Annotated in this window: 13 protein-coding genes; 4 read left to right on the forward strand and 9 right to left on the reverse strand. The window is 58.9% G+C overall.

Annotation, left to right across the window (positions count from 1 at the left end):
- Positions 1-113 precede the first annotated feature (113 nt).
- Positions 114-839: a response regulator gene (locus NLM27_RS17650; RefSeq protein ID WP_254144516.1), complete on the reverse strand. Its 726-nt coding sequence runs from the start codon at positions 837-839 to the stop codon at positions 114-116.
- A gap of 876 nt (positions 840-1715) precedes the next feature.
- Between NLM27_RS17650 and NLM27_RS17655 the strand changes: the two genes are divergently transcribed.
- Positions 1716-3059 carry a nucleotide disphospho-sugar-binding domain-containing protein gene (locus NLM27_RS17655; RefSeq protein ID WP_254144517.1) on the forward strand — a complete coding sequence of 448 codons (1344 nt, stop codon included), beginning with the start codon at positions 1716-1718 and terminating at the stop codon, positions 3057-3059.
- 30 nt (positions 3060-3089) lie between these two features.
- On the opposite strand, the gene NLM27_RS17660 is transcribed toward NLM27_RS17655, so the two are convergent.
- From NLM27_RS17660 to NLM27_RS17670, 3 genes are all read right to left on the reverse strand, one after another.
- Positions 3090-4073, reverse strand: coding sequence for a helix-turn-helix domain-containing protein (locus NLM27_RS17660; RefSeq protein ID WP_254144518.1), 984 nt, complete (start codon positions 4071-4073; stop codon positions 3090-3092).
- A gap of 292 nt (positions 4074-4365) precedes the next feature.
- The gene (locus NLM27_RS17665; RefSeq protein WP_254148853.1) at positions 4366-5091 is read right to left on the reverse strand and encodes a winged helix-turn-helix domain-containing protein; all 726 of its coding nucleotides are present in this window, start codon (positions 5089-5091) and stop codon (positions 4366-4368) included.
- A 303-nt stretch (positions 5092-5394) separates the two neighbouring features.
- Positions 5395-6155 (reverse strand): IS5 family transposase gene (locus NLM27_RS17670; protein WP_375142247.1). Its coding sequence is split into 2 segments (ribosomal slippage): positions 5395-5819 and positions 5819-6155, totalling 762 coding nucleotides; the frame shifts between segments, so codons are not numbered across the junction.
- A gap of 407 nt (positions 6156-6562) precedes the next feature.
- Between NLM27_RS17670 and NLM27_RS17675 the strand changes: the two genes are divergently transcribed.
- Together NLM27_RS17675 and NLM27_RS17680 are read left to right on the forward strand one after the other, a co-directional pair.
- Entirely contained in the window at positions 6563-9121 is a 2559-nt protein-coding gene (locus NLM27_RS17675; RefSeq protein WP_254144519.1) for an ATP-binding protein, read from the forward strand.
- Between the two features lie 206 nt (positions 9122-9327).
- Positions 9328-10044, forward strand: a complete 717-nt coding sequence (locus tag NLM27_RS17680) for an SDR family NAD(P)-dependent oxidoreductase (protein WP_254148854.1) — start codon at positions 9328-9330, stop codon at positions 10042-10044.
- A 198-nt stretch (positions 10045-10242) separates the two neighbouring features.
- On the opposite strand, the gene NLM27_RS17685 is transcribed toward NLM27_RS17680, so the two are convergent.
- From NLM27_RS17685 to NLM27_RS17705, 5 genes are all read right to left on the reverse strand, one after another.
- Positions 10243-11124 carry a helix-turn-helix domain-containing protein gene (locus NLM27_RS17685; protein ID WP_254144520.1) on the reverse strand — a complete coding sequence of 294 codons (882 nt, stop codon included), beginning with the start codon at positions 11122-11124 and terminating at the stop codon, positions 10243-10245.
- A gap of 440 nt (positions 11125-11564) precedes the next feature.
- Positions 11565-12629, reverse strand: coding sequence for a nitronate monooxygenase family protein (locus NLM27_RS17690; protein WP_254144521.1), 1065 nt, complete (start codon positions 12627-12629; stop codon positions 11565-11567).
- A gap of 576 nt (positions 12630-13205) precedes the next feature.
- A complete protein-coding gene (locus tag NLM27_RS17695; protein WP_254144522.1) occupies positions 13206-14201 on the reverse strand; it encodes an ABC transporter substrate-binding protein in 996 nt (331 codons plus the stop codon).
- 34 nt (positions 14202-14235) lie between these two features.
- Positions 14236-16359 (reverse strand): adenylate/guanylate cyclase domain-containing protein, encoded by a 2124-nt coding sequence (locus NLM27_RS17700; protein WP_254144523.1) that lies wholly within the window; start codon positions 16357-16359, stop codon positions 14236-14238.
- Entirely contained in the window at positions 16356-16619 is a 264-nt protein-coding gene (locus NLM27_RS17705) for a hypothetical protein (protein WP_254144524.1), read from the reverse strand. Before NLM27_RS17705 ends, NLM27_RS17700 begins: the two co-directional genes overlap by 4 nt.
- 12 nt (positions 16620-16631) lie before the next feature.
- Here NLM27_RS17705 and NLM27_RS17710 point away from each other — a divergent pair, with 12 nt between their 5' ends.
- Positions 16632-17609, forward strand: coding sequence for a transporter (locus tag NLM27_RS17710; RefSeq protein WP_254144525.1), 978 nt, complete (start codon positions 16632-16634; stop codon positions 17607-17609).
- The last annotated feature ends 1 nt before the right edge of the window (position 17610 follow it).

Genomic DNA, 17610 nt, shown 5'->3' on the forward strand with positions numbered 1-17610 from the left:
CCCTTCGCTGTTACCCCACCATCACCAGGAAATACGGTTACAGCTGCAGCCAGCCAATATCGCGTCTACACTATCGTATGCAGGGTCACGACGCACGCATTGGCCGGTCACGCCTAGAACGGCTCCACTGGTACTGCAAAGACGTAACCAACGCCGCGCTCGGTCTGGATGACGCGTGGCGCGCCGGGTTCGGTTTCCAACTTGCGTCGCAACCGCAGGACTTGCACGTCGATGCTCCGGTCGAATATGTCTTCGTGCACGCGTGTTGCCTGCAGAAGATGCTCGCGTGTCAATGGACGCTGGGGCGCTTCGAGAAAGGCCAGTAGCAACGCATACTCACCCTTGCTCAATAAAACCGGCCTGCCATTCGGGTCAATGAGCGTGCGACCGCGACGTTCGAGGATCCAGCCGTTGAAGCGGTACCCGCCGCGTTCCGGATCACGGACGCGCGCGGTCCGTCCCATCTCCTGGCGCCGCAACACGGCGCGAACCCGCGCCAGAAGCTCTCTCAGGCTAAAGGGCTTGATGATGTAGTCGTCGGCACCAAGCTCAAGACCGACGATGCGATCGATTTCGTCCGGATGATGCCCGGTCGTAATGATGACGGGCACATCGGAATGCGACCGGATTTCGCGCAGCAGATCCAGTCCATCGTCCTGACCGAGCCGAAGATCAAGAAGTATCAGGCTCGGCTGCGTCCCCTCGAGAAGCCGGTGCAGTTCTACTCGATCGGATGCAGACCTGGTCGACACATTGTGCTCTTCCAGATAAGTAATCACCATTTGACGCAAAGTGGAATCGTCATCGACAACGATGATGTGACCGACATCTGCCAACATACCCAGTCTCTCGAATTGAGGCGAACTGATCGCGAAGGCTTGCACCATCTTCCCCTGGCCACTTCGCCAAGGATGAAATCAGCTCCGATTGCAAAATTACTTTCACGCAAAATCGCGTGTTACCTGCCCACGAGCGTATTCGTGGGACGAATGCACTTCGATCCACGTCGCTAGTTCACAATCATAAGTTTCGGTTTGTAGATGAGCTAGGATATTTGTCAGGTCATATTCTGGGAACCTCTCCGGAAGGTGAAGAAGTGGGATCACCACGCTCGTCGCCGCAGAGCGCCGCCATCGCACCCCGCTCCTGCTTGGGCGCGCGTCGACGGCCACTAAGAACGCTTCCGACCGCGTGCATCATCTTCCTATCTCGCAGTTTCGGCGGCACGGATAAGTCCGCATGCAGAGACCTCGATCTAGAGGAGCGGGACTATCCGGTCTTGAAGATTCCCGCCGCCAGCGCTCACGGTCTAGCGAGCAGCCGCCTGATCGAACCCCGTGAACCCGACGGATCCGTCGCGACAAGTGGCTCAGGTCGGCAAAACCCGTGCGCGCGGAGATTTCCGCGAGGTTTTGACAACCGCCGATCACCAATGACCGTTCGCGGCAATCTCAAGCGCTGAGCATCTGCGGCAGAATGACGACGTAGTTATGGAGCTGAGATTACGAACCTGTTTCAAGGCGGCGGGGCCCTACTACAACTGTAACATTTCGGCGCGGCGGCACTCCTGCGGCCAGCATCGCATCGAAGCCCGCTCGTTTCCGCCGTAACCAATTTTCCACGGCTCCGAAGCTTCGGCGTAACGGACCTAGCGGCATTTCCTCTGCCCGGTCGACAATCGGCGTCCGCGACTTTCAACCAAGAGGATTCGTTACATGAAGCTGCTCTTCGCTTCGACACCCGCGACCAGTCAACTCAACGCGCTACTCGCCGTCACACGCATTCTACTAAGCGAGGGCCATGACATTGCCTTGCTGACAGGGACCGCCTTTCGCGGCTGCATCAAGGCCAACGGCCTCACATTCTTCCCGCTTCCGCCCGAGGCCGATTTCAACTTGCGAGACATCCTCGGCGTTGTCCCGGATTTGAATGGCAATCCCGGCGGATCCGAATGGTTTTGTGTTGCTTCCGGGCGCCTCTTCGTCGACGCCATCGCGCCGCAGCATCTTGGATTGATTGAAGCGCTGAGGAAGTTTCCGGCCGATATCATCGTCGGCGACGACCTGTTTTTCGGAGTTCTGCCCATGTTACTTGGACCGTGTGCAAAGCGCCCTCCGATCACGCTATGCGGCACCTCCATCCTCCATTGGCAACGCGAGGACGGTGCGCCGAATTTCCTGGGCCTGCCGCCAGCGACGACGGATGCACAGCTTGAGCAGTACGAGATTTTGGCTGCAGAGCGGGACTTGAAGGTCGATCAGCCTATCCTATGCAGCCTGAACAAAGTGCTGAAGGCATACCGTGTCGGACCGATTTCAATGCCGCTATTCCATTCCGTTGTCGAGCTCGCCGATGCCTATATGCAGCTGTCGGTGCCGGGCTTCGAATTTCCACGGGAGTTACCACCAACGGTGCATTTCGTGGGCACGCCACCAATCATTCCGGATCAGATCCCTTTGCCGCCGTGGGCGCATGAGCTCGACGGCTCGCGCAAGGTTGTGCTGGTGACTCAGGGTACGGGGGCCAATCACAGCTTCGAGCTCCTGGTCGCGCCAACCCTAGCCGGGCTCGCCAACGAGCCAGATGTGCTGGTGGTTGCGACGGCTGGCGGCCGTCCGACCGAGACTATCCCCGGGCCGATCCCGTCCAATGCACGAGTCGCCAGCTACTTACCGTTCGAATGGCTGCTGCCGCGCGTCGATGTATTCGTCACGAACGGAGGCTATGGCAGCGTCAACCAAGCCTTGAGTTTCGGCATCCCGCTGGTCACGGCGGGCTTGACCGAAGGCAAAGCCGACGTCAACGCGCGCGTGGCGTGGTCCGGCGTCGGCATTGATCTCGCGACCAACGCACCAAGCCCGGACGCGCTACGCAACGCAGTGCGGAGCGTGGTCGATCGTCCGGATTACAGCAAGCGCGCTTCGCAAATGGCAAGCGAGTTCGCGAGCATCAATACGAGATCAGAAATCCTCTGGATCATCAACCAGCTCGTTGCCGATCGGCAAGTATCGCGGCCAGTCGGCGCCAGCGCCAGTCGCGGCCGTCGCGTCAACCGTTGAACTGAGCGCGCCCCCAAAGGGCGTTAGCCTTCAGGCAATTTCGGCCCGTCTGCCAGCTTCGCGAGGCAATTCGTCGCCGGCAAGATGTCCGTCTGAAGCGACGGTCGGCGAGCACCCGAATCGACGGCGGAACGTACGGCAAAAATGGCCGTAGTCACGAAAGCCACAAGCGTGGGCAATCTCGGAGAGAGGCTGGTCAGATTTGATCAGCTTGCGTCGCCTCAGAAGACGCGCCGCCTGGTCCAGGCGAAGGGATTGAATGAACCGGCCACAGGTAGTTCCGCGGGTCGTGAACAGCTTCTGGAGATAGCGCAAGGAAATGCCCGCTTCATTGGCTACATCAAGGTAGCTAATTCCAGGCTCCGAGAATCGCCCCTTGGCGATGCTACAGACACGCATAAACAGCTTGTCGGACGGAGAACGACTTGGCGAAACGTCTGACACTCGGAGTAATGCGCCAAAAAGATCATAAATCGCCAACTCCATGTATGGCTCACCCGCGCAGAACGGCTCATCGACTTCGCCAAGAGTGTCCGAAACGAGGCGGAAAAGGACGCGACTTACGGGTGCCGCACTATGCCAGCACATGCCCCCGCGCGGCTCCATGCCCAGATGGGACTTCAGTGATCGCCGCGGCATATACATGGCAAGCCACCGGCTGCTATTGGTGATGAGGCTTGAGGACTGTGCCATGTCGACGAGTGCAAACTCACCTGCAGCAATCTCCATGACGCAATCGTTCTGGATCACGGTTGATCGACCTGAGATCTGAAACACCGCTTTGTAGTAATCCCTCCCATCGACGCGTGTCTGCCGGTGCGTTCGCTCGGCCCTGCTAACACGGCGGCTTGCAAATGCCACATCAACCGCGGAAACTCCCCACATATCCGAGCGACGCACAGAGCCTTCAAAAACATCGGATTCGAACGAGCTGTAACCGAGCGACTGGAGGCCGGTGACCCAAGCCTCGTAGTTCGAGGTCGACTCAATGAGAAATTTGCGACTGGCAATCATGCTACCTCCGGTCTTCGAGCCAACGAGCATGCGATGAAGGTCGAGCGGCTTCGAATATCGCAACATCCCCGGCTTATCGCCTAACGAAAGCGTGATGTTCGACCGTCTTCAACTTCTGAACATCTGTTGACACCGTACCCGCCCGCACCACGTGCGCGCGGCATATTACGACCATCGCGATATCATCGCTGGATCATTCACGGCCTGGGCCGCCAAAAGGTCGCCCGGATCAGGGTAGATAGTTTGCGACCTGAGAGGCACCTGGACATTCCCAGATTCGACCTAAACTCTGCTAGAATGGATCGACTGTGGGAACGAAGACGTAGCCGACGCCACGTTCGGTTCTGATGATTTGAGGCGAACCCGGGTCCTGCTCCAATTTGCGCCGTAGACGCATCACCTGGACATCGATGCTTCGATCGAAAACGTCTTCAAGGACGCGGGTCGCCTGCAACAGACGTTCGCGCGAGAGCGGCCGCTGCGGTGTCTCGAGGAAGGCGAGGAGCAGAGCGTACTCGCCTTTGGTCAGCGGCACGGTATTGCCCTTGGGACCAGCAAGGTGCCGCGCGCGTCTATGAAGCTGCCATCCACCGAATCTGAATCCTCCCCGTTCGGGGTCGCGCGCGCGAGCCATTTTTCCCATTTTCCTGCGCCTGAGCACGGCGCGCACGCGGGCGAGAAGCTCCCTCATGCTGAATGGCTTGGCCAGGTGGTCATCGGCTCCCATTTCCAGCGCGATTACGCGATCACTCTCGTCGCATTGATGATCGGCCGTCACGATAATCGGCAGGTCGGAGCGGGATCGTATCTCTCGCAAAGGCCGGAGGCGATCATCGCCTCCCAACGGCAGATCAAGGACGATCAGGCTTAGATTGCTTGCCTCGAAATCCTGGCGGCTCGTGCGCCAGTCTGGGACGGCACGGACCGGCATGTTGTGCGCCTCGAAGAAGCTGGCCAGTGACCGCCGAATATTGGGATCGCCCTCAATGAGGAGAAGATGACTGGTGGGGACGAGCATTTCCGCCGTGTCTGTTCTGATGAGTGCAGTTCCTTCGCGGACGCTCATGCTTGCTCTCTTACTTGTGGGCTGCGGGCTAACGGGCCAATTCGTGTACGAGCCATATAGATGTTGGCCCGAGCAGCCGACAGCTCTGCTGCGTTTAGAAGTGCGCTCCAGAGCACTCACTAGGACGCGCAGCGACAAGGGCATTCCACGCGCACCTTCTGGAATCCCGGTTGGTTTGCACATGACAGACTCATGACATTTTCATGTCAAAGATCGGGGCCCGTGTCACGTCATCAACCGAACTAGGGTCTGGACTCAATTGAGCCACCAGAGCAAGGCGGCGGTCAGAAGGATTGCTGAGAGGAAGATATCTGCGCGCTTGTCATATCGGGTGGCGATGCGGCGGAAGTCCTTCAGGCGACAAAACATGCGCTCGATGACGTTGCGGCCTTTGTAGGCGCGTTTGTCGTAGCGATGCGGGTGCTTACGGGTCGGATTTGGGGGGATGACCGCCTTGATCCGCCGCTGTGCGAGTTCCTCGCGCAAGCTTCTGGCGTCATAGGCTCGGTCGGCAATGACACTCTTCGGTCGATGCCCCAAAGTGAGCAGACGGCGGGCTCCGTCGAGGTCGTGGACGTTTCCAGCCGTGATCAACAAGGCATATGGACGCCCGATCTCATCGGTCAGCGCGTGGATTTTGGTCGTTTGCCCGCCACGCGAGCGGCCGATGGCATTGTTGAAGGCCCCCCTTTTGCGCCGGCTGCCGAGCGGTGGGCTTTGATGTAGGTGGAATCAACAGATGCCGCCCCGTACATGCCAGTCGACCCCGTCAGGGCATAGAAAATATCGGTCCAAATCCCCTGACGGCTCCAGCGATTGAAGCGATTGTAAACCGTCGTATACGGGCCGTAGACCTCCGGGCAGTCGCGCCAACGCGCCCCACATCGCAGCATATGGACGATCCCGCTGATCACCCGGCGATCATCCACCCGGTGCGCTCCGCGGCGGCCTCGCGGCAACAACGGCTCTATTCGCTGCCACTCTGCATCGCTCAACCAATAGACTTGCTTTGCCATCCAAGCCTCCCTCCGTTGGAAAGCTTGAATCACAATCCCGCCTCAAGAGGAATCTCTATTGAGTACAGACCCTAGTTCCAATCGCTTCCCTTCAGGGACCGGCGTGAGCGCGCCATCTGGCTTTTCAACGGCGAAACGTTGCCAGCATCGATTCAGAGATTTGCTGGATCCGCGGGGCCCGTTTCTCGCGTAACCGGGTTTTCCACGACTGAAACAGAGCCGTAACACGGTGTCGCGATTTTGCAATGCATACCAAGGAGGCTCGCATGAAGCGGGACAGGCGTAGCTGTGATGACGCAGAGCGGATGGGACAACGGATGCGTCAGCAACACCGTTGGGCCGTCGACCCAGACGGATGCGACATTGTTTTCAACGAGCCCGGACGCCAGGATGGAGCACGGTGAGAGGTGACTCTCCTGCTGCGGTTACATGTGCTGATCGTTGTCGCGTTGCTGCCTGCGATCGCGCTCCTGATCTACAATGAGTTCGACCTGCGTCGAACCCGCCAGATTGAGGTGCAGGGTCAGGCTCTCAACCTCGCCGAACTCGCCGCTGCTGAGCAGCGGCAGATCGTGCAGGGAATTCATCAGACGCTGATCGCCTTGTCGGAACTTCCTGCGATAAAGGCGAAGGACGCTGCGGGATGCAATGCTTACCTTGCCAAGATTAAGCAACGATATCCGGGCTTCATCAGTTTCATCGTGGTCGACAGAAATGGCAACTCGTTCTGCGATGCAACCGACGACCACAAGCCCTCGACCGCGGCAGGTAGACCCTACTTCGCGGATGTCCTGAGAACCGGTGAATTTACAGTCGGCCAGTTCGCGATTGGCCGCCAGACCGGCCGGAACGTCCTTCATTTCGCCCTGCCGTTCTTCGGCGATGATGGCCGCGTCGGCGGTGTCGTTATAGCCGCGCTCGGCCTGGATTGGCTGGCCGACTCCCTCAATCGGCGGAATGTTCCGCCTGGTGCCGCGCTTGCCGTCGTCGACCGCAATGGCACATACCTTGCCCACTACCCCGACAATGCCCGGTTTGTCGGCCGCAAGATGGCTAGCCACCATGATCTAAGCCGCAACGATCGCACCACGGCCGATCTCGTTGACCGCGATGGCGTTGAACGGATCGTGGGCTACTCGACGCTGAAGGATGTTTCCGGAGGGCTTCTCATCGGCTTTGGCCTGGACAAGGCCCGGGCATTCGCCGAGATCCAACGCGGTACTCAGAGGGGGATACTTCAGATCGTGCTGAGCACGACGCTGGTTCTGATCCTGACATCGTTAAGCGCCCGTCGATTTATCCATCGCCCGCTGGGGAAGCTCGTCGATGCCGCCAATCAATGGCAATTCGGCAAATTCGACCAGCGTGTGGACATCCACGGTACGTCAGAAATAGCAAGAGTGGCCGAGGCATTCAATACGATGGCAGACGCGCTGGACCACCGTGAGCATCAATTGTCCGAAGCAAAGGAGAAAGCAGAGGAAGCTGCAACTCGGATCACGATGATCTTCGAGAGTACCACCGACGGCGTGATCATAATCGATCGAGACTGGTCAGTCAGCTATCTCAACGGACCTGCCAAGCTGCGACTGGCCCATGACCGAGATGTCATCGGCCTGCCCCTTGCGGAAGCCCTTCCCGCCACCGCCGATCTCGTCGTCCTGAAGCAAATTCGTGAGGCGGCGTCGGAGCAACGACCGATCTTTCTCGAGACGTTTTGTCAACGTACTCAAGTCTGGTACACAATAAGCGCGTTCCCATCGAGTCAGGGCCTGGCGGTCTTCCTACGGGATATCACCGAACACAAGCACGCCCTTGAAGCACGGCGTACGATGGAAGAGCAACTCCATCAGAGTCAAAAGATGGAGTCCGTCGGCCAGCTTACCGGCGGCGTTGCTCATGACTTCAACAACCTTCTTACCGTCATTTCCGCAAACCTTGAGCTCATCGAAAGCACGACGGATCCTGGCAAAATCCGTCGGTGTGCCGAGGCCGCGCGACGCGCTACTGATCGAGGTGCAAAGCTAACGGCCCAACTACTCGCCTTCTCGCGGCGGCAGGCACTAAGGCCGAAATTAGTCGACGCAAACGAGCTCATTGTCGAGTTTCAAGGGCTCATTCAACAGGCCGTCGGGGACACCTGCGAAGTCCGACTGCAGACGGACGAGAAGCTGTGGCTGTGCCATGTCGATCCTGCTCTGCTGGAGACTGCTCTGCTTAACCTCGCCCTGAATGCTCGGGACGCCATGGCAGAAAGAGGTGTTCTCCGCATCGAGACGAAGAACATTGTGGTGGAATTGGGCATGCCTGAATGTTCTCCAGGATCGTACGTTCGCCTGTCCGTCACAGATAACGGCAGCGGAATGCCTCGCGAAGTGCAGGACCGGGTGTTTGAACCTTTCTTCACGACCAAAGAGCTTGGTAAGGGTACTGGGCTCGGGCTCAGCATGGTCTATGGCTTTGTCCGACAATCCGGAGGACATATAGCTGTGCAGAGTGCACCGGGAGCAGGTACCACGATCACGCTATATCTGCCTGCAAGCAGACGGGAGCGCGACACCAAACCGGATGCCACCGAGACGCACGCATTGCCCGCGGGCTCGGAGAGAGTTTTAGTCGTCGAAGACAACGATGATCTCCTGAACGTCACTTCGGCAATGCTCTCCACATTCGGCTATCAGGTTTCCTGCGCCCACAATGGCGCAGAAGCGCTTCGGACTCTCCGGAGTGACCAACCGTTCGAGCTTCTGTTCAGTGATATCGTAATGCCAAACGGAATGAACGGCATTGAGCTAGCCCGCGAAGCGAGGCGGCTACGCAAGGATATCAAGGTCCTGCTCACCTCGGGCTACGCCGAGGGCATGCTGCAACGAAATGATGCCGTTGGCGAATTTCCTGTTATTGACAAGCCCTTCAGCCTAGCCGACCTGGCGAGACGTGTCCGGTCAACCTTGCGCGAAGCATGATCTCTTGCCCGACCGGACTGGCGCGCCCTCAATATCTACCTCCCGCCTTCGGAAGGCACACGTTCGTTTGCCGCATCTCGGCTGGATTCTGTGCTGGCATCGTCACGAAAAGCTGAAGCGCGCGTCCGGAAAAGCCAAGACGATTTACGCATGCATCGTCAGACTTGTACTCGCTTTTTTTGGTACACTTCAACAAGAGCGTCATGATGGATCAAGCAGAGAAAGTTGTCATAGTAACGGGTGCCTCTCGAGGAATTGGCGCCGGAATAGTCCAGCGATTCCTAGCCAAGAGCTACGGAGCCGTAGCGTGTTCGCGAACGATCGCGACAACCGGTCAACCAAACCTGGTCGAAGTCGCCGGCGACATCTCTCAGCCAGAGACGGCCTCGTTGGTTGTCAGGACTGCGATACAGCGCTTCGGACGCGTGGACACCCTCATTAATAATGCCGGAGCCTTTCTGCCCAAACCTTTTACCGAATACACCGAGAGCGAATTTACGACGCTCGCGCAAGTAAACCTCGGAGGCTTCTTTCACGTCACGCAGCGAGCCATCGCGGAAATGCTCAATCGAGGGAGCGGACACGTCGTCAACATTACGTCCAGTCTTCTGGCCGAGCAGCCATTGAAAAGCCTCCCCGCGGCCATGACCGCGATCACCAAGGGTGGACTCAACGCCGTGACGCGATCCCTCGCGATCGAATATGCGGACAAGGGTATCCGCGTGAACGCAGTGGCTCCCGGAGCGATCCGCACCCCGATGCACGCGATCGATACGCACGCCGTCCTCGCAACGCTACACCCAATGGGCCGCATCGGGGAAATTCAGGAAATCGCCGATGCAGTGCTCTATCTCGAAGGCGCCGCTTTCGTCACCGGAGAGATCTTGCACGTCGATGGCGGAGCTCACGCCGGACGCTGGTGAGCGAATTTGACATCCGACTAACAGGCGGACGCGGTTGAGCGATCGGCGCTCTGCCTGGATCCGCAGGAAACGGTCATCCCGATGCCGATCCCGGAAGCACTATGGATTCATCGACCTTTCGGACGGGCGCCGAAGTTTGAAACCTGCTTTTGTCACGGCGGCGGCGAGCCGGCGCGCGGACTTTCAAAGCCGCTCGCTTCAAACGGCCCGCTGAACGACAAAATTGGCCTCTGTCATTCTTCCAGCACCCTCGCGTATCTCGTGGGCGAAGAATTCCGTAGGTCCTTCGCCGATGATTCCCCTGAACTCTCTGGCGAGATGCGACTGATCGGCCAAATCGCAAGCGCATGCGATCTCAGCCCACGACAACCCCTTGCGCCGCTCGGCAACAATCCTCTCGATGCGCGCAAGGCGTGCAAACTGCTTTGGAGGCATTCCAAATGTAGCGTTGAAAGATCGCGATAACTGCCTCGTGCTGACGCTCAGCATCGATGCGAGCAGCTTCATCGGCAACGTCGGATCTCGCCTAAGGCAGGATGCGGCGTGGGAAGCCAAGCTGTCCTGCTCTGGTCGAGCGCGTCGAATCAAGAAAGCTTCAACGGTTGCAATCCTCTCACAGCTATTGCGCGCCCCGGCGAGCAATTCGTCGCATACCGATACATCGCCGCGGCTGAAGATACTTCCAAGGTGAATGTTGGTATTGGCAAATTGTCCCAGTGGCGCGCTGACGACGCGGTTGGCCGCGTCGGGCCGCAGACACACTATTACGATTCCAAGCGCCCCCGTCGGCTGGAGAGTGAGAGACGAGGATTGGATCTGGGTTGCGCATTTGTTCGGCAAGACTCGTTCTCCCTGACGAACGAGCGCCGGCGCTCTGTATTGCGCCATCAACAGCAGAGACGTGCCAGGCGCCCATTTAATGGTGAACGCCTTGGCTGTTTCGTCATCAGGAATGTCCAGATCCCAAATCGCATCAATGATCCCCGTCAGCAATTTAGGGCGGAAACATCGAATTGATCCGGCGCCAATCGCAGCTGGCTCTCGCGTCCCGACGTCAGTGGAATGGTCGATGAGGTTCATGGGGTCATACCTGCCAATGCCTTCTCAGGGTTCACGAGCTAGCATGTTTGGCATCAAATCCGTGACGACAACTGCGGTTCAAGCCACAGGAGCTGAATGTCACAGGAAGTTGACAACTTTGTCCGAATACACCAAGGCCGGAAGAGATCCGACACTGGAGTATCCGTTTGGCAGAGAGACGGCAGCCGCTGTCCAATTGCAGCTCTCCGGCTGCGGACAGGCAGGCTGCGTTACAGGTATTGGAAATTCAAGGCTGCAATTGCGACCGCAACCGCCAATCTTGACAAAAACTGCAGCTCTCGTCGTGAATTACGGCACCTGCGCCAAATTCCGGAAACTCTCGGCGACACGGTTGGAGTGCCGCACGTGGTTCAACCTATGCGGCGGCCTTGCCGTTGACGCTACACGGCGTAGCAGGAAGCTGCATCGCGAACGAGACTCTACAATCGTCGCTCACCCGACTTCGACAACCATATCGTCAGTTCCGCGGCCGACAGCTCAGGGCTTAGCCGCGCAGCCTGACCGCACCATAAAGGCATGAAGTCTGTGCTGCCATGCGGCTCAGAAGCGGCGCGCAGGGGCGCCAAAGGGCTCGCGGCGAGCGGAAAGGCCGGTACATTTTTCGCGATTGGACCAAGCTCTCGAACGATCCTCGTCTCGCACACGCGGGCCGGCCGGCCGGTAAAGACATTTGTGACCAGCGTTTGCTCGGGTCGGGCAGCCTTTAATGCCTTGCGGCACAAAGGAGAAATGTTCGCCTCCTCACAGAAGAGAAATGCAGTGCCGACTTGAACCGCCGCAGCTCCCAACGCGAATGCAGCGGTGACTCCCCTGGGATCCGCAATACCGCCGGCTGCTATGACCGGCACTTTCACCGCGTCGACGATCTGCGGGACTAATGCCATCGTGCCGATTTGCGTGTCAAGTTTGTGCCGGAGGAACGTTCCGCGATGCCCTCCAGCCTCGAGGCCCTGGGCGATGATGGCATCGCAACCGGCTTCCTCAAGCCACTCCGCTTCTTCGACGGTCGTCGCCGACGATAGGATCTTTGCGCCGGTGTTGCGTACTCGCTTCAGAAGGTGCTTGGGCGGAAGGCCGAAGTGAAAGCTGACGACCTCGGGCGCAAGTTCTTCCAGAAGCGTGCAATGGGCACTCCCGAATGTCGATAGTTGAATGCCGGAACGGCTTGGCTCGAAAGCGAGGCCGAGCTCGCTATAGTACGGCCTCAAACGCTGAACCCAAGCCTCCTCCTGTTCCGGGTTCGCCATCGGTTGTTCGTGGCAAAGAAAATTGAGATTTATAGGTTTCGACGTCTGCCGTCGAATCTTGGCGACAATATCTCGCGTCTCTTCGGCACCCAAATGAGACGCAGGAAGCGAACCTAGCCCGCCCGCTTCCGCGACTCCAATGATCATCTCGCCCGTAACAGCACCCAGCATTGGCGCTTGAATAATCGGAATTTCGATTCCGAGCAGATCAACAATTGACTGGCGATGGAAGCTCATTTCTCTTTCACCTCGCTTTTTGATTGCGATAACCTGCCGGATCCGCCGCGCTCCGCGTTAATACCAACGACATCTTTCCAGTGGCGAACACTGCATCTTCGCGAGAGGACCGCATCGATGTGATTCCGTCACCGGTGATCGGATCGCGATGGCACCGCGCTCACCGGTGCTCTTCTGCAAATTCGATTGCGATGAGCCGGGTCACGGCATCGATCCCACCACTGATCTTTCGCTGCGCAACGACCAACGAGGCCCGGCTGCGAGCTATTGCCGGCAATCTCGAGCCCGGCAAATCGCTGCCACCAATGTGACGGTCCCTGTGAACAACGTCTTGGTGCTTTCGGACATGCGCTTCAGCTTTCCGTGAAAGCTTATCGGCGTCGACTGTGTGTCTCGGTCGGCCGCTCCGGTGCAAGCGCCGGACAAGTCAAAGTGTCCGGCCGTGAAGTTCCCGGTCGCATCACCAGCCGAGCTCACGGACCTGCGCACCCTGGTCGCGGCCAGCAGCTGATTTCGGAAGGCATACGGCGCTCTGCTGCGTGGTCTTGCTGCAAGCGAATACGCCCAGCGCGCCACTTACCCGATTGTCGAGAGATAAATACTTGGATCGAAATATTCCGCTGCCGGCGTCGACTTTACCGAACCGGCTTCGGTCATGAAGAAGTCGCTGACCTGCTGGAGCCATTTGACCACCGTGCCGTCGGAATAGAGCCGCTTCCACTCCCGCGACGAAAACATCTTTTGCGCCTTGAGTGCTTCGGCGATGTCGTTGACCGTCGCGTGACGGTAGTGGTTTTTCTGCAAGGCCTCAGCCGCACCGGCGCTGTTGCGCACCATGTAATCATTCGCGTCCGCCCAGCCGCGGATGATCCCGACGATAACGTCCCTGTTGCTGCTGTAATAATCATGCCGTGCAACCCAGCCGCCGACGACCGCCGATTGCGGATAAAATGCCGACGCATCCACCAACTTGACGGCACTTGGCAGCTTCTCGCGAACCGTGATGTTGAAGGGCACCCAGAGCGCAACCGCCGGAACCTCGCCGGAAATGAACGAGGCAACTGCCGCCGACATGCTGCTATTGCGTACCTCAACCTCGGAATTGTCGATGTTGTTGGCGCGTAACGCGCGATCGAGAAAGATGTGAGCGGTCGTCCTGGTGGTCGTAGCAATGCGCTTGCCCCGGAGATCGGCGAACGTCCGGACACCCAGATCGGGCCGCACCCAGAGCTGTGCGGTGGCGACCTCGATGTCGTTGATCAGGAAGGCGCGGCCGGCGCCAAGTGCCAGATAGTTGGAGATCACGCCGCCCGCCGACAACACGTCAAGCTGACCGGCGGCCATCGCTTCGAAGACCTCGGGCCCGGTATTGAATTCCGAGCGCTCGAACTCGATCCCGTGGCGCTCGAACGAGCCGCGATCGAGACCGGTCAAAATCTGCCCATCGACCGCGACGACGTGTAAATGGCCCAGCCGGAGTTTCGTCCTGGCCTGGACAATCGCAGGCGCTGATATCGCGGTTGCGCCGATCGCGAAGCCCGCCGCGCCGGTCAGAAGTTGCCGTCTGTCCATCGTTCGATCTCCTGACGGCCGTTTCCAATCATCTTCAATGCCGGGACGTTGCGAGCAATTTCCGCTGCTGGACCGCCACACGAAGACGCTCGACGTGATATTGCGCGACGCCGTCCCGGGGATATTCGTGGAGAAAATCGGAAATTCGCATCAAGGCGGCGCTCGCCTCCTCGTTCCGAATCGACGCATAGACAGCGTCCCAGCGTTCGCAGAAGGCCAATTCCGAGCCGCCATTGCCGTCCAGTTCGCCACACAGTTCGTAGATCGCCACCGCCTCGGCAAACCCCTTGGGCCTTATCTCGTCGACACTGCGAAAAGCGAATCTGGATCCGACCCGTGCCTTGACGTCGGCGCTGGCGAGGATCTGCGTTCCGTAATTCTTGTTCAATCCCTCCAGGCGGGCGGCCAGATTGATGGTGGCGCCGAGCGCGGTGTAGTTCATGCGATCGGAAGAGCCGACATTGCCAACGACGGCATCTCCCACATGCAAGCCGAAGCGGGTGACGTAAGCCGGCCAGCCGGCTTCGCGGAACCGTTCGTTCAATTCGCCGTTGCGCTTGACGCAGGCCAGCACGGCCTCGCAGGCGTGCACAACGTGATCGGCATCGTCATCGGGCGCATTCCAGAGCGCCATCACGGCATCGCCGATGAATTTGTCGATGGTACCGTGGTGCTCCATGATCGTCTCCGACAACGCCGCGAAATAGCGCGAGGTGAAGATCATGACCTCGGATGGATCAGCTTTTTCCGTCTTGGCCGTGAAATCTGCGACGTCGGTAAACAGCACCGTGACCTCCCGTCGCGTCCCGCCGAGTTCGATTGACGCTCCGGACTCGATGAGCTGCCGCACGATCGGCCGCGGAACGAAGCTGGAGAAATTGCGAATGGCCGTCCGCATCGTAAAGACCGAACGGCCGAGTTCGTTGATTTCGGTGATGAGCGAATGAAGACGCGGCCGATCCGCGAGCTGAAAGTGCTGGATCTCGTCGGTCTGTTGCGCGAGATTGCGCAGCGATCGTGCCAGCATGGAGCCGAGCCAGATGGCCAGCGGCAGCATGCCGAGCACAAAGCCGAGCGCCAGCACAAACAGCCCGCTGCGCTCGGAAATGATCTTCGCGAAAAATTCGTCGAGCGGCGCGATCACGGCCAGCTTGATATTGGCATTGCCCGCCGTCTCGACGCGCTGGAAAGCGGCCACATAGCTGCGTCCGGCATCATCCGCAAAAAACTGCTGCGAAGCGCCGCCCTTTCGCCACGCCTCGACCGCGTGCGCAAGGCCGGGCAGCTTGATGGCGCTGATCCGGGGCAGTTCGTCGCCGCGCTCGGGAATCTCGTCCATCAGCCGGCTCATCTCGGGATGGCCAACAATCCGTAACGAGTCGTCGAACAGAAAGGCGAGCCCGGAATCGCCGAGCTTTTGCTCGCCCAGCATTTCCTCGAGCCGATTGAGCAGGAGATCGGCCGCCACCACGCCGCGACGGCCCTCCTTCAGCACCGTTCGCAACGTGTAGCCGGGCTGTCCGGTCGCAAAGAACACATACGGCCCGGTCAACAACGTCTTCTGGTCCTTGAACGCCTCGACATACCAGGGACGCTGGCGCGGGTCGTAGCTCGTCGGCGCCTTGGTCTCCGCGACCTGGATCAGATTTTCAGATAGATACACGGTAACGGGTGCCGATGACGCTGCGCCGGTGCGGGAAATGATGACCACGCGAAACGCAGCATCTTCCTCCACGCCGAGGCTGGTTCGGAAAGCCGGCTTTGCGCGATCGATCACGTCCATTTCCAGGAACGAGCCATCCTCATAGCCGACATACAGATTGAATATCTGCGGGTTGTTGCGCAGCATCGAGGCCATCAGGCCATAGAGGCGAGAATTGTCCTCGATTTCGGCCGATTGAATCGATGGCAGACCGGCCAGGATCTCGAGATTGTCGCGCACATTGCGAAACTTCGAATCGATCCGGCCGGCACCGAGCTGCGCTACCTTGTCGATGAAGGTGCTTGCCGCCGTCTGCGTGATCTTCGAGACGCGGTTGAAGCTGAGATAGACCAGCGTCAATCCGACGAACAGCACCACCGCCACGAACAGCGTGACGATCGAGGTACGAAACCCGATACGGAGTTTGCGCTGTTCCTTGAGACGGTCGTTGGTCATCTCTGGGCCTCCGACGCCGCCTTGGAGATGTCGACGGTGAAGGTTCCGTTGGCACAAACTGCATATTCGTTGTCCCGAAATGCAGCTTTGAGGCGTTCGATCCGGCGTGGCCGCGTGACGATAAAGTCACTACCGATGAAAAACTCTTGGCCGCGCGAACCAAGTCCCCAAAGCGGCGCACAAGCGGCTTTGTCTTCTCCTAGAATGACTTGTCCCTTGGCGCTTCCGGGAGAATCCGAATGATGGATCGATGGTCGCAACGAGCGCTCGCAATGGCGACGCTGTGCGCGATCGCGCTGATGCCGGTTTCGGTAAAGGCAGACAACGGCGGCATCGGTTTCTGGTTGCCGGGCACCATGGGCAGCCTCTCGGCAGTGCCTGGCCAGCCCGGGATGAGCTATACCTTTCAGTATATCCACCTCGACGCTGTCGCCGGCGGAGGCAAGGCCCTTCAGAACAATGCCAACATCGTTGCTGGCCTGCGTGCAAAAGCCGATGTTGGAGTCTTCCTGCCGACCTACACTTTCGCAACGCCCGTGCTCGGCGGCCAGTTGACGATCGGTGCGGCGACGGTACCAGGCAATATCGGCGTCGATATCAACGCGACGCTGACGGGCCCGCGCGGCAACGCGGTTTCCGGTTCGGCCTTCGACAACAGGGTCACCTGGGGTGACCTGTATTACATCGGCACCCTGAAATGGAATTTCGGCGTCAATAACTTCATGACGTACCTGTTCGGCAACATCCCGAGCGGCACCTATGATTCCACTCGCCTTGCCAATCTCAGTCCCGGGTTTGTCTCGGTCGATACCGGTGGCGGCTACACCTATCTCAACCCCAAGACCGGCCGGGAGTTTTCGGCGGTCGCGGGGTTCAGCTTCAACGGTACGAATAACGCTCTGGATTACCGCAACGGAATCGACTTCCATGCCGACCTGGCGGCTTCGCAGTTTATCGGCAAGACGGTTCACATGGGGTTGGTCGGATATGTGTATCAGCAGGTCACAGGCGATAGCGGTACCGGCGCAAAACTCGGCGACAACAGGGGCTCGGCGATCGGCCTCGGCCCGCAGATTGGCATCTTCTTCCCGGCATGGGAGGGATATACCGGCTATGTCAACTTCCGTGGCTATGTTGACATCCACACTGAAAACCGGCCGACGAACTCCACGTTCATGGCGACCCTGAGCTTTACGCCGGCCACTCCGGAGCAACCGGTAACGCCACGCGGGCCGCGGCACTTGAAATAGG

It is taken from the genome of Bradyrhizobium sp. CCGB12, assembly GCF_024199845.1.
Classification (GTDB): Bacteria; Pseudomonadota; Alphaproteobacteria; order Rhizobiales; family Xanthobacteraceae; genus Bradyrhizobium.

Coding starts and splice junctions, on each gene's coding strand:
- NLM27_RS17650 (WP_254144516.1), bottom strand. CDS start 839: ATGTTGGCAGATGTCGGTCACATCATCGTTGTCGATGACGATTCCACT.
- NLM27_RS17655 (WP_254144517.1), top strand. CDS start 1,716: ATGAAGCTGCTCTTCGCTTCGACACCCGCGACCAGTCAACTCAACGCG.
- NLM27_RS17660 (WP_254144518.1), bottom strand. CDS start 4,073: ATGATTGCCAGTCGCAAATTTCTCATTGAGTCGACCTCGAACTACGAG.
- NLM27_RS17665 (WP_254148853.1), bottom strand. CDS start 5,091: ATGCTCGTCCCCACCAGTCATCTTCTCCTCATTGAGGGCGATCCCAAT.
- NLM27_RS17680 (WP_254148854.1), top strand. CDS start 9,328: ATGGATCAAGCAGAGAAAGTTGTCATAGTAACGGGTGCCTCTCGAGGA.
- NLM27_RS17685 (WP_254144520.1), bottom strand. CDS start 11,124: ATGAACCTCATCGACCATTCCACTGACGTCGGGACGCGAGAGCCAGCT.
- NLM27_RS17690 (WP_254144521.1), bottom strand. CDS start 12,629: ATGAGCTTCCATCGCCAGTCAATTGTTGATCTGCTCGGAATCGAAATT.
- NLM27_RS17695 (WP_254144522.1), bottom strand. CDS start 14,201: ATGGACAGACGGCAACTTCTGACCGGCGCGGCGGGCTTCGCGATCGGC.
- NLM27_RS17700 (WP_254144523.1), bottom strand. CDS start 16,359: ATGACCAACGACCGTCTCAAGGAACAGCGCAAACTCCGTATCGGGTTT.
- NLM27_RS17710 (WP_254144525.1), top strand. CDS start 16,632: ATGGCGACGCTGTGCGCGATCGCGCTGATGCCGGTTTCGGTAAAGGCA.